The sequence below is a fragment of the Aeromonas sp. Lyrl_2 genome (assembly GCF_051948815.1).
Classification (GTDB): domain Bacteria; phylum Pseudomonadota; class Gammaproteobacteria; order Enterobacterales; family Aeromonadaceae; genus Aeromonas; species Aeromonas veronii.
This window is the reverse complement of sequence record NZ_JAYJLJ010000004.1, coordinates 251699-263470: the sequence shown is the minus strand read 5'-3', so window position 1 is coordinate 263470 and position 11772 is coordinate 251699. Positions and strand designations below refer to the sequence as shown.

Annotated in this window: 10 protein-coding genes and 1 pseudogene; 6 read left to right on the top strand and 5 right to left on the bottom strand. The window is 59.5% G+C overall.

Features of this window, described 5'->3' with window-relative positions; all coding sequences use genetic code 11:
• Positions 1 to 1898 (top strand): annotated as a pseudogene (locus VF684_RS05515) (ligand-gated channel protein); the annotation flags it as partial.
• A gap of 67 nt (positions 1899 to 1965) precedes the next feature.
• On the opposite strand, the gene VF684_RS05510 reads toward VF684_RS05515, so the two are convergent.
• From VF684_RS05510 to VF684_RS05500, 3 genes are all read right to left on the bottom strand, one after another.
• Entirely contained in the window at positions 1966 to 3354 is a 1389-nt protein-coding gene (locus VF684_RS05510; protein ID WP_440173900.1) for a transporter substrate-binding domain-containing diguanylate cyclase, read from the bottom strand.
• 140 nt (positions 3355 to 3494) lie between these two features.
• On the bottom strand, positions 3495 to 4856 hold the full coding sequence (locus VF684_RS05505) for an ATP-binding protein (protein WP_162516163.1): 1362 nt from the start codon (positions 4854 to 4856) through the stop codon (positions 3495 to 3497).
• 33 nt (positions 4857 to 4889) lie between these two features.
• Entirely contained in the window at positions 4890 to 5612 is a 723-nt protein-coding gene (locus tag VF684_RS05500; protein WP_042052907.1) for a response regulator, read from the bottom strand.
• A 199-nt stretch (positions 5613 to 5811) separates the two neighbouring features.
• On the opposite strand from VF684_RS05500, the gene VF684_RS05495 reads away from it, so the two are divergent.
• The gene (locus tag VF684_RS05495) at positions 5812 to 6162 is read left to right on the top strand and encodes a hypothetical protein (protein ID WP_005355311.1); all 351 of its coding nucleotides are present in this window, start codon (positions 5812 to 5814) and stop codon (positions 6160 to 6162) included.
• A 192-nt stretch (positions 6163 to 6354) separates the two neighbouring features.
• The gene (locus tag VF684_RS05490; protein WP_440173897.1) at positions 6355 to 8349 is read left to right on the top strand and encodes a methyl-accepting chemotaxis protein; all 1995 of its coding nucleotides are present in this window, start codon (positions 6355 to 6357) and stop codon (positions 8347 to 8349) included.
• 92 nt (positions 8350 to 8441) lie between these two features.
• Here VF684_RS05490 and VF684_RS05485 read toward each other — a convergent pair whose 3' ends face one another.
• On the bottom strand, positions 8442 to 8861 hold the full coding sequence (locus VF684_RS05485) for a hypothetical protein (RefSeq protein ID WP_101531509.1): 420 nt from the start codon (positions 8859 to 8861) through the stop codon (positions 8442 to 8444).
• Between the two features lie 99 nt (positions 8862 to 8960).
• A complete protein-coding gene (locus VF684_RS05480; RefSeq protein WP_407956564.1) occupies positions 8961 to 9875 on the bottom strand; it encodes a LysR family transcriptional regulator in 915 nt (304 codons plus the stop codon).
• A 258-nt stretch (positions 9876 to 10133) separates the two neighbouring features.
• Here VF684_RS05480 and VF684_RS05475 point away from each other — a divergent pair, with 258 nt between their 5' ends.
• The 3 genes from VF684_RS05475 to VF684_RS05465 are packed head-to-tail and all read left to right on the top strand — an operon-like array spanning position 10134 to position 11615.
• Positions 10134 to 10466 carry a hypothetical protein gene (locus tag VF684_RS05475; RefSeq protein WP_139440345.1) on the top strand — a complete coding sequence of 111 codons (333 nt, stop codon included), beginning with the start codon at positions 10134 to 10136 and terminating at the stop codon, positions 10464 to 10466.
• 30 nt (positions 10467 to 10496) lie between these two features.
• Positions 10497 to 11183, top strand: a complete 687-nt coding sequence (locus tag VF684_RS05470) for a pirin family protein (protein ID WP_440173895.1) — start codon at positions 10497 to 10499, stop codon at positions 11181 to 11183.
• A 39-nt stretch (positions 11184 to 11222) separates the two neighbouring features.
• A complete protein-coding gene (locus VF684_RS05465) occupies positions 11223 to 11615 on the top strand; it encodes a DoxX family protein (protein WP_113740772.1) in 393 nt (130 codons plus the stop codon).
• The last annotated feature ends 157 nt before the right edge of the window (positions 11616 to 11772 follow it).

Sequence of the window (11772 nt, the reverse complement as noted above, 5' to 3'; positions counted from 1 at the left end):
CCAGGCCTATGCTGCCGAGCAAGAGGTGATGGTCGTCACCGCTTCCGGCTTCCAGCAGAAGATTGAAGACTCCGCTGCCTCCATCTCTGTGATTACCCGTGAGCAGCTGGAAAAGCGGGCATATCGCGATGTGACCGATGCCCTGAAGGATGTGCCCGGTGTTGTGGTGACTGGCGGTGGCAGCAGCAGTGATATCAGCATTCGCGGTATGGGGTCGAAATACACTCTGATGCTTGTTGATGGCAAGAAGGTGGATAGCCGTGGCACTCGCCCGAACAGCGATGGTCCGGGTATCGAGCAGGGCTGGTTGCCGCCACTGCAGGCGATTGAGCGCATTGAGGTCGTCCGTGGCCCCATGTCATCCCGTTATGGTTCCGATGCCATGGGGGGCGTGATTAACGTGATTACCCGCAAGACCACCGGCCTGGCCTGGCAGGGCTCGGTTCATGCTGATTCGACCTTCCAGGAGAACAAGGATGCCGGCAACAGCTTCCAGACCGATGCCTATACCGCAGGTTCACTGATCGATGGCGTGTTGGGCCTGCGTTTCAATGGTCAGCTCGCCCATCGTGGTGAAGACAAATTTATCCAGGGTTTTGCCGAGCAGGAGACTCGCAGTGGCACGGCCGTGCTCAGCTTCAAGCCTGATGATCATAACCGCTTCGATCTGGAAGCCAGTCGTAGTCTGCAGGATCGGGATCGCACGGCCGGCAATTCGCTGGCTGCCAAGGCGAAAGATAGCCTTAACCGCTACGAGCGCACCAACTATGCGCTGACCCATGATGGTCAGTATGATTTCGGCTCTTCCAGCAGCTATCTGCAGCAGGAAGCCAACACCAACCCCGGTCGCAAGATGGAGCTCACCAACACCATCGCCGATACCCATACCCAGTTTATTCTGGGGGATCACTACCTGAGCGTCGGTGGTCAGTATCGCTATGAGGATCTGCACGATCAGGGCAATACCACTGAAAGTGGCCAACCCTGCCGAGCAGCTGACCCGCTGGAGCTGGGCGATGTTTGTCGAAGATGAGTGGTCACTCACTGACAGCTTTGCCCTGACCGGTGGCGCACGCATGGATCGGGACCAGAACTACGGTTCTCACTGGAGCCCTCGCCTCTACGGAGTTTGGCATCTGGATGACAGTTGGACCTTGAAAGGAGGCGTCTCGACCGGTTACCGCTCTCCTGACTTGCGGATGTCGGCGGCCAACTGGGGTCAGGTCACCGGTGGTGGTAGCCTGGATGGCATGCTGGTCGGTAATCCTGATCTCAAACCCGAGACTAGCGTGAGTGAAGAGATCGGCCTGCTGTGGAACGGTCATCAGGGCTTTAACGCCGGTGTTACCCTGTTCAACACCGACTTCAAGAACAAGATCTCCGAAGTGCGTCGTTGCACCAGCAAGAGCGATCCCGCCTGTACCCTCAATGGTCACAGCTATGACTTCATCAGTGATCGGGTCAACGTCGACAAGGCGAACATGCGCGGTGTCGAGGGGATGATGGATTGGGCCATCAATGAGGATTGGTCGGTCAGCTCCAGCTACACCTTTACCCAATCCGAGCAGAAGAGTGGTCCACTGGCGGGTCATGCCCTCAACCAGATGCCCCGTCACATGTTCAACGGCAGTGTTGACTGGCAAACCACCGAGGATCTCAGCCTCTGGTCACGGGTCAACTTCCGTGGCGAGACCTCCGAATACCTGAGCCGGGTCAAGATGGCGGAGGGGACTCCTTCCTACACCTTCTTTGACATGGGCCTGGTCTACAAGGCCAACAAGCATCTGGATCTGACCGCCGGGGTCTACAACCTGTTCGACAAGACGGTAGATTACAGCAGCTATGGCACTGTGCTGGATGGTCGCCGCTACAACCTGGGCGTGACTTACAACTTCTGATAGGGAACCTGTCATGCGGCCGCCATCTTCCGATGGCGGCCGTTTTTATTGCGTGTCCGTCAGGGGGCTATGCCTGATAGGAGGCGGCTTGCCAGGTATTGCGCCCCCGTCCCTTGGCCTGATACATGAGGGCATCAGCCTGCCGTAGTAGCTGGTCGGCATCAGCCTCTCTCTCTGCGGCTACCCAGACTGCCCCGGTGCTGATGGAGAGGGTCACCTCGCCGCTGCTGGTGTGCAGGGTTTGCCGGTTGCTCTCCAGGCAGATACGCTCGGCCCATTGTTCTGTCTCTGCCAGTGTGGCCAGCGGCAGCAGCAGGCAAAACTCCTCGCCGCCGATGCGGGCCAGCAGAGCCTCTTCAGGCAACAGGTTGGTCACAGTCGTGGCCAGCTTTTCCAGCAACAGATCCCCGATGCCATGACCAAAGCGGTCATTGGTCTCCTTGAAGTGATCCACATCGAACAGCAGCAGAGCACAGGGAGCCCCGCTTGCCAGTCGTTGCTCCATGGCGGGCATGAATGCCCGTCGGTTGAGCAGGCCGGTCAGGGGGTCGGTACTGGCTTGTTTCTCCAGTCTGGCGTTGGCGCTGCTCAACTCGGTGGTGCGGCTGGCAACGGCGCGGCGCAGTTGTACTATGTAGGCCACCATGATTAACACTCCGGCAAACAGTAGCCAGGGACCGAGATGGATGGGGTAGACGGTTTCGACATGCATCCATTTGCGGATGATCCGCTCCCGATCGCTCTCTTTGAGCTTGGCGAAGCCCTCTTCCAGCCGGTTTAACAGGGCAAGGTCGTCCTTTTTCACCGCAAAGCGGATCTGGTCGGTATAGAGGTGGCGAACCGGAATAAAACGGGTGGGATCGTCCGAGGTATAGATGTAGAAGTTTGCGACCTGCAGATCGGCGATAAAGGCTTTTATGTCGCCCCGAAAGGCCGCCGCCAGCAGGGTGTCATTGTCATTGAAGGTCTGCAGTCTGGTGCCGGGGAAGTAGCGTCTGGCGTAATACTCCTCGTAGCCACCGGCTACCACTCCGACCGTTTCATGGAGCAGGTAGTAGTGGACATCGGTGCCGCGCAATTCGCTCGAGAAGAAGAGTTGGGAGTCGAGCTGGGCGAGAGGCCGGCCATAGTCGAAGAGTTTGTCCCGCTCCGGTGACCAGAGCAGTCCGGCGTGAACATCCGCGTTCCCCTCATGGAGCAGGTCGAGGGAGCCTTGCCAGTCGACCAGCCTGAACTCGATCTTCTGGCCGGTGACCCGGGCATATTCACGCCACAAATCGATCAGCAGGCCATCCGGCTGGCCCGACTCATTGATATAGGAGAAGGGCTGCCAGGCTTTGGAGTTGGTAATGATGATCGGCTCTTCCGGGGCTTTGGCCCGGGCAGGCAGAGCAAGGGCGCACAGCAGGAGCCCCCACCCGATACTGACTATGACTCCTGTCCTGGAAGAGGCCATCCTTGCTCCAATCCGTTGCCGTATACCGTCCCGTGGTCATCGATTATCACCGCCTTTCTCATCGAAGAACAAGCGCCCAAATGATGAAGTTTGCATGATGCAAATGGCGCCATGACAAGGCTGGCGGATAGAGTGACTACTTACAGCGGCAGGCTGATCCGCGCCTCCAGTCCCCCCTGTGGCCGATTGAGCAGGGTCAGCTCGCCGCCGTGCTGATGGACCAGGGTGCGGGCGATGGAGAGCCCCAACCCGACACTGCCGGACTCGGTGTTGCGCGCTTCATCGAGCCGCACGAACGGCTTGAACACATCCTCCAGCCGCGCCGGATCGATCCCCGGCCCGTTATCGCAGACCCGGATCAACAGCTCCTCCTTGCGCCGCTCCAGCGACACTTCGGCGCTGCCGGCATATTTGATGGCGTTGCCGATCAGGTTCTGCAGCACCCGGCGCAGGGTGTTGGCTCGGCAGGCGTAAACCTCTTTGCCCTCCGCCAGACAGGTGACCGGCTGGCCGGTATCGGCATAGTCATCGCACAGGCTGACCAGCAGACTGACCAGATCCAGCTCGCGGGTAGCCTCCTGCTGCCCCTCCTCGCGAGCAAAGCTGAGGGTCGCGGCCAGCATTTGCTCCATCTGTTGCAGGGTCTGCTGGATCCGCTCCTTGTCCTCGCCATCGGCCAGAAACTCGGTGCGCAGCCGCAGGCTGGTGATGGGGGTACGCAGATCGTGGGAGATGGCCGCCAGCATCCGGGTTCTGTCCTGCACGAAGCGGTCGAGCCGGGTGTGCATCCGGTTGAAGGCCTGAATCGATTCGCGGATCTCGATCGGCCCCTCCTCTTTCAAGGGCTCGATATCCTCGCCCCGTCCGAGCCGCTCCGCATTGCCTGCCAGCTGCTTGAGCGGGCGAGTGGCACGGCGAAACAGCAGCACCATCAGTCCGATCACCAGACTGGCGACCAGCATCAGGTTGAAGGTGGTCTGCCACGACCAGCTGCCCGCCTCCTTGTCGACCAGCGAGCTGAACTGCAGCCAGCCCCCCTGCGGCAGTTCGATGGAGCCGTAGAGCCGCATATCCCGCGGCGGGGGCGGCCCCTTGCGATCCCGCATCATGCGGGCATGATGTTCCCACGCCTTGCTGCGCTGGGTATCCTCTTTCAGCTCGGCGCTGATCTCGACGGTGAGGCCGGGGGGGTAGTTGAGGCGCGAGCGCACCAGCTGCTCGAAGCGGGGGCTGCGGTTATCCGGTTGCAGCGGTTCGTCGGAGAGGCGCAGCAACAGGGTCTCGCTGCGGCTCGCCTTGAGGATCTCGTCATAGAGGGACGGGGGGGAGAGGGAGAGCAGCCTGACCACAGAGATGATCCGCTGCATGGCGTTGCGGCTGTTGACGAAGCCGAGCGCCTCCTCCCGATCCGTGCGGTAGATCTGGATGCTGAGCAGCTGGATCAGGATCAACCCCGCCAGCGCCACCAGAATGATCTGGCCGGTCAGCCCCTTGGGCCACATCCGTGCCCACAGTCGTCGCAAGGTGCCCACTGCTTAAACCTGCGTCACGTCGGCGGAGAACATATAGCCGCCACCCCAGATGGTCTTGATCAGCTCCGGATTCTTGGGATCCCGCTCCAGCTTGCGGCGCAGGCGGCTCACCAGGGTATCGATGGCGCGATCGAAGGCTACCGCCTCGCGGCCACGGGCCAGATCCAGCAGTTGATCCCGGCTCAGTACTCGCTGCGGGCGTTCGAGAAACACCTTGAGCAGATCGAATTCGGCGGTGGAGAGGCTGAGACCCACCCCATCCTCATCGACCAGCTCCCGGCGATTGACGTCGAGCAGCCAGCGATCGAAGCGCAGATCCCGGGTCAGGGTCTCGGCGGCGGGTTGGTTATCCGCCTGGGTGCGGCGCATCACCGCCTTGATGCGCGCCAGCAGCTCGCGCGGATTGAAAGGCTTTGCCAGATAGTCGTCGGCCCCCATCTCCAATCCGATGATGCGGTCGGTCTCTTCCCCCATGGCAGTGAGCATGATGATGGGCAGGTTCGATTTGACTCGCAGCTCGCGGCAGAGGGTCAGACCATCTTCACCCGGCATCATCAGATCCAGCACCAGCAGGTCGAACTCCCGCTCCTCCAGCAGCCGCTTCATCTCCTTGCCATCCCGGGCGCAGCTGACCCGCAGGCCGTGCTGTTCGAGAAAGCGCTTCAAGAGATCGCGAATCTCGCTGTGGTCATCGACCACCAGAATGTGGGTGTTGCCCTGGTTCATGAATACCTCCCCTGCTTGGCGTTGGCACGAGTATACGAAAATCCGCCCGGCGGTTTGTGTCAAAGTGTGCCAGATCCGCACGATGCCACACTCTGCTACAAAAAAGGGTGAGGCTGGCAAAGTTCAGACACCGACAGGGTGTTTACTTGAGGGCAAGGCAAGAGCGCCGAACCAGAATCATCCCTACAGGAGATAGACCATGAAAAAGCTGACCAAAACCCTGCTGACCGCCACCCTGATCCTTGGCCTACCGCTGGGTGCCTATGCTGCCAGTGAAGCGGCCCCCACCGGCCAGCCCGGTGCCATGGTGGATTGCCCGATGGACGGTGGTGGCATGATGGGTGGCAAACACCACGGTGGTCGCCACGACAAGATGGCCCGCATGCAGAACATGACCCCGGAGCAGATCCAGGCCAACCTGCAGCAACGTTATGACCGCATTGAAGATCCGGCCAAGAAGGCGGAGTTCATCAAGAAGCTCAACGAGCGTGCAGCCGGCATGACCAAGCACGCCGAAGCGATGAAGCAGTTCGCCGAAGCGAACCAGTAACAACGCCAGCTGTTATCAACCCAAGGGTGGCCGAGGCCACCCTTTTTGTGATCGTATCGATCCATTTTCGCTCGAATCCTTATCTTGCTGTCGCTTATGTGAGCGATGGCAAACGCGCCGTGAGCGAATTGCAAGATAATGCCCGCTCATATAACAAGCTGCAGTTAGCAGTGGCCGAAAACAGGAGAGGGTATGGGTTGGGATCTGGGGACAATCAAGGGGCGATATACCGCCGTTTTTCTGGGATTCATGGTGGCGGTCTGTGTGCTGACCGTAATCGGCATCCAGTTATGGGTCAAACCCGAGCTGCAACGGGCGGGTGAGCAGAATCTGGTGCTGCGGGTCAGCGAGATTGCGACCGACATTCGCGATCAGCTCAACGGGGTGCAGAGCCAGTCACGCAGTATCACTCAGCTGGTGGCCCAACTGCCGAGCGAGCAAATCGATGCCGTTCTCCCTGCTCTGATCGATCAATATGGCAATGCGATGGTGTTTGGTGGCGGCATCTGGCCGATGCCGGATCAGCGGGAAGTCGGTCGCATCAAGTTCAGCACCTTCTTTCATCGGGATGGTGCCAACAAGCTGATCCCCAACACCTACTGGAACTCGGCCGAGGCGCCCAACTATTTCGATCAGCCCTGGCACAGATCCGGGCAGCAGGCGGCGAAAGGCATGTGTGTCTGGGCGGCGGCTTACAAGGATGGTGCCAGCCAACAGCCGCGCACCAACTGTGCCATGGGGATCTATCGTGACGGTTCCCTTTACGGGGTGTCCACCATCGATGTGACGCTGGGTTTCTTCAATGATCTGGTCGCCAAAAAAGAGCAGGAGATCGGTGGTCAGGTGATGATCGTCGAGGTTGATGGCAAGATCCTCAGCAAGAATGGTCGTTTGACTGGGGATGTGGTGCTGGGCAACCTCTCATCTCACGGGGACTATCCCTTTGCCAGTGCCATCGCTAGCCTGCTGGGGCCGGGTAATGGCGCCGCGTTGCAGCGCACTACCTTTCAGGATCTGGGTGAAGAGCAGACATTGCTGATGCAACCCATCGAAGGAACCCCCTGGCTGTTGGCGGCGGCGCTGCCGACCAGCACCCTGACCCACGACAGTCAGGAGGTGCTCAAGACGCTGGCAGCGATCCAGCTACCGCTAGTGGTGCTGCTGTTTGCGCTGATGTTGATGGCCATCAAGCAGCTGGGCAGTCGACTCGACACCCTCAAGCAGAACATCGATGCCCTCTCGGCCGGAGATGCTGATCTGACTGCCCGGATCCGGGTCAAGGGGCACGATGAGCTGGACCATATCGCCCAATCGGTGAACCGCTTTATCGCCTATCTGCAGCAGATGATGTTGCAGGTGACCGAGACCACAGAGCTGATTACCCGTGAATTGGCCCAGCTTGACCAGCAGACGAGCCAGGCCAGACGTATTCTAGGTGCGCATGCTGCCGAGACCGATCAGATAGTGACAGCCCTGACCGAGCTCAGCTCCACTGCCGACAGTGTGGTGCACCACGCGAGCGATTCCGCCAGCTTTACCGAGTCTGCCAATGGTCAGGCGATTCAGTCCCGTCAGGTAGTGGGTCAGGCCTCTGCCAGTGTGGCGGCGCTGATCGATGAAGTGGATCTTGCTGCGACCAAGGTATTGGGGATGCAGGAAGATGCTCGCCAGATCAGCAGTGTACTCAGCGTGATCGGCGATATTGCTGCCCAGACCAACCTGTTGGCACTCAACGCGGCCATCGAGGCGGCGCGGGCCGGTGAGCAGGGCCGTGGTTTTGCCGTGGTTGCTGATGAGGTGCGCGCACTGGCGGCGAGAACCCAGAATAGCACTGCCGAGGTGGGGAGCATGCTCTCCCGGTTGACGCAGGGGGTGGCCGAAGCCGTGGTGGCCATGGAGCACACCAAGCAGAGCTGTCAGGCGGCGACCGAGAATACCGAGCAGGTGACAGGCGGGCTCGACAAGATGGCGGATGCCGTGGTGCAAATAAACGATCTGGGTACCCAGATTGCGACTGCGGCAGAGGAGCAGAGCCGGGTGACCGAAGAGATCAACCGCAACATGGTCACCATCCGCGACATGGTCAATCTGCTGGTGGATAACGGTCAGAATACCGAACAGAGTTCGGCCACCCTGCTGGAGTCCAATCGCCAGCTGGTGGCGTTGGTACATCGCTTCAAGGTGTAACAAACCGATAATGAAAGAGGGGGAGCCCGGTGCTCCCCCTCTTGCTATCTGTGCCGATGCGGGCGTGCAGCCACTCCACCGGACGAGCGAACTTAGCCCTGAGCCTTGTCGGTCAGGTCTACTTTCTTGACGGTATCACCTTCGAACTTGATAACGACGTTCTTCTTGGCTGCGTCGGTATCTTTCAGCAGGGTTTTGGTGGTTTCTGCCAGCAGCGGAGAGGCCTTCTTCAGGGCATCCAGATCATAGGTCCACACTTCCAGACCGGATTCGGTCTTGGTGGTGGCAGGAGCACCCAGCTTCTCTTTAATAGCCTGCTTGTTGGAGCCGCCTTCCTTGATATCCAGTGCCTTCTTGATGGCTTCGTTGGATGCGCTGTCCACTGCACCGGATACGGCGGTATTAGCTGCATCCTTGACGCTGCTGGTGACGCTGTCGGTCAGCGAGTCCATCAGGCCAGCATTGGCAAACAGGGGCAGGGTGGTGAGGGCTACCAGCAAACTCTTTTTCATTTTTTACAGATTCCATTGGTTCAAATGAGGCGGCTATGGAACCAATAAAAGAGCTGGGTGTCAAGTGAGGCAGCTATTGAGCGGTCTGTTAACTGTGTCTCATTTTTCACCAGCTGCAAATAGTTTTGGTATCTCCCGCACCAGCCAGCTTTTGGCCTTGCCCATGGTATCGCGGCGCCAGGCCAGCACCACCTGCAGCTGATGGCGGTACTCGGGGCTGATCACCTTGAGCCGACCGGCCCGGATGTCCTCCTCAATCCAGCTCTGTGGCATGGTGCCGACGCCGATCCCTGCCAGCAGGGCATCCCGTTTCTCCGTCATGGTGCTGACGGTGAGGCGCGGCTGCTTGTCGAGCAGTCGGTAGGTGAGAACCGGTTTGCGCAGGGCTGTGTCGGCCACCGCGATGGCGCGGTAGCGGCGCAGGGTCTCGTCGGCCAAGGGTTCGGGCTCCTGATGCAGCGGATGATCGGGATGGGCGACGTAGAGCATCACCTCGTCCTTGATCACCTGATGCTTGATGCCGGTCATCATGATGTCCGGATTGATGGAGGAGATAAGCAGGTCGGCGCGGCCATCTTCCAGACACTCCCAGCTACCCGCCAGCACCTCGGCCCGCAGCCGCAGTCGGGTATTGGTCTGCTCGGCCAGTTTCTCCACCAAGGGGTAGAGGGCCTGCACCGGGACCAGCGCATCGACGGCGACTGTGATGTCGGTCTCCCAGCCACGGGCCAATGCCCGGGTCTCGCCTACCAGATGCTCGGCTGCCTCCAGCAGCACCCGGCCGCGCTCCAGCAGCATGCGGCCCGCCGGGGTGAACTTGGTGCGGTGGCCGCTGCGGTCAAACAGCATGGCATCCAGTTCGTCTTCCAGCTTCTGCACCGTATAGCTCAATGCCGAGGGCACCTTGCCCAGCTCGTCGGCCGCCGCCGCAAAGCTGCCGCGGCGGTCGATGGCATCCAGCACCCGGATTGCCTCCAGGGTCAGCGCCCGCTCCTTGTTCGATTCCTTGGCCATTCCTCACCTTCAATTTTTTTGAATATGTTTGCCAGTTTATCTCGCTAACAAGTTAGGTCATGTCACTTTAATATTCAATCAACGCTTAGGCAGGAACGTCGAGCGGCCAAATATGCGGGTAGTTCCGCACTGTGACACACCAAATCGGTCTGTCTGATGTCGGTGAAAGAACAACACACTATTTGAATAACCTCTTGCATGGATGCATTGATTCTGGCCGAAAAGGCCTTGGCAATGACATATAAAACAAGAGAGTGAATGAACATGAAAAACGTAATCAAGATGCTGGCCGTTGCAGGCCTGATGACCACTGGTTTCGCCCAAGCTTCCGTACCGGCTGACTTCAATGCCATGCCCGGCGTGCTGTTTGTGAACTGGAACGCCACTGCCGCACTGGATAGCAAAGCCAATCCGATGCTGGAAGTGCGCGATGAGGCTGGTGACCTGATCACATCCGCACATGCAAGCCTGACTGGCACACAACAAATTCGCATGCCGCTGCGCACTCAAGGCACAGTGACCGTCAGCCTGGCTGACCAGAGCAGCGAATACCGTATTCCGTTCGGCATCGGTGGTGGCAACCCCCGCTAAGTCGAACCCCGGATAGATGAGGAGCACACCATGATGACATTGAGAGCCGCAGAAGCGCGGGGCAAGGCCAACTTTGGCTGGCTGGACGCGCGCCACAGTTTCTCCTTCGGTCACTACTATGACCCGGAGTGGATGGGGCACTCGGTACTGCGGGTGATCAATCAGGATCTGGTTGCGCCGGGTGGCGGATTCGCCACCCACCCTCACGCCAATATGGAGATCCTCACTTGCGTGCTGCAAGGCACCATAGAGCACAAGGACAGCCTCGGCCATGCCGAGCAGATCCCGGCAGGGGATTTCCAGCTGATGAGCGCAGGCAGCGGGATCCGCCACAGCGAGTACAACCCCTCGCAGACGGATCCTCTCTCCCTGTTGCAGATCTGGATCGAGCCGAACGAGTTCGGCACGCCACCCGGGTATCAGCAGAAGAAGATCGAGTCCAGACCGGGCATGACGCTGGTGGCGTCACCGGATGGCGAGGCAGGATCGTTCAGGATCCGCCAACAGGCCCGCGTATGGCGGCTGGAACTGGCCCCGAGCGAGACGCTCGAATGGGCACTGGCTGGCCGACACGGTTACCTGCAGATGATTGCAGGGGAGTTGACCGCCAACGGTCTGGTTGCCCGACCCGGCGACGGGGTACTCAGTCGTGATGAATACCGGTGGGAGCTGGTTGCGACCAGTGCCAGCCAAGCTCTGTTATTTGACCTACCCTGAAGCAGTCAGCGGTGATGTGACACAAACGAGGAATATGAAATGGAAAAGATGAAAGATGTAGCGCTGCTGGCGGGTCGTGTACTGCTGGCGCTGATGTTCGTAATGGCGGGCTGGAGCAAGATCGGCGGGTATGCCGGTACTCAGGGCTATATGGAAGCGATGGGCGTACCGGGCTTTATGTTGCCGCTGGTGATCCTGCTTGAGCTGGGTGGTGGCCTTGCCGTCGTGCTCGGTCTCTTTACCCGCAGCCTCTCCGTGCTGCTGGCCGGTTTCACCCTGATGGCTGCCTTTATTTTCCATTATCAGCCTGCAGAACAGATGCAGATGCTGATGTTTATGAAGAACGTCTCAGTGGCCGGGGGTTTCCTGGCGCTGGCGGCGGCCGGAGCAGGGGCTTTCAGTGTGGATGCCCGTCTCGGCAAAAATTGGTAATGCCCTGAAGAGTCAAGTTTTCCAATGCCTTTTGGCCGGTGCAACTGCACCGGCTTTTTTCTGTCTGCGTTTTCCGGGTAGGTGAGGTGACGGCACAAATCTGCGGCGCCCCTCATGGTTCAGCGGTTTGCCCGCCTGCTGGCCACAAGAGCCTTTT

What these genes read in the sequence shown, in the direction of transcription:
- VF684_RS05510 (WP_440173900.1), bottom strand. Translation starts at nt 3,354, where the DNA reads ATGGCCTCTTCCAGGACAGGAGTCATAGTCAGTATCGGGTGGGGGCTC.
- VF684_RS05505 (WP_162516163.1), bottom strand. Translation starts at nt 4,856, where the DNA reads ATGTGGCCCAAGGGGCTGACCGGCCAGATCATTCTGGTGGCGCTGGCG.
- VF684_RS05500 (WP_042052907.1), bottom strand. Translation starts at nt 5,612, where the DNA reads ATGAACCAGGGCAACACCCACATTCTGGTGGTCGATGACCACAGCGAG.
- VF684_RS05495 (WP_005355311.1), top strand. Translation starts at nt 5,812, where the DNA reads ATGAAAAAGCTGACCAAAACCCTGCTGACCGCCACCCTGATCCTTGGC.
- VF684_RS05490 (WP_440173897.1), top strand. Translation starts at nt 6,355, where the DNA reads ATGGGTTGGGATCTGGGGACAATCAAGGGGCGATATACCGCCGTTTTT.
- VF684_RS05485 (WP_101531509.1), bottom strand. Translation starts at nt 8,861, where the DNA reads ATGAAAAAGAGTTTGCTGGTAGCCCTCACCACCCTGCCCCTGTTTGCC.
- VF684_RS05480 (WP_407956564.1), bottom strand. Translation starts at nt 9,875, where the DNA reads ATGGCCAAGGAATCGAACAAGGAGCGGGCGCTGACCCTGGAGGCAATC.
- VF684_RS05475 (WP_139440345.1), top strand. Translation starts at nt 10,134, where the DNA reads ATGAACATGAAAAACGTAATCAAGATGCTGGCCGTTGCAGGCCTGATG.
- VF684_RS05470 (WP_440173895.1), top strand. Translation starts at nt 10,497, where the DNA reads ATGATGACATTGAGAGCCGCAGAAGCGCGGGGCAAGGCCAACTTTGGC.
- VF684_RS05465 (WP_113740772.1), top strand. Translation starts at nt 11,223, where the DNA reads ATGGAAAAGATGAAAGATGTAGCGCTGCTGGCGGGTCGTGTACTGCTG.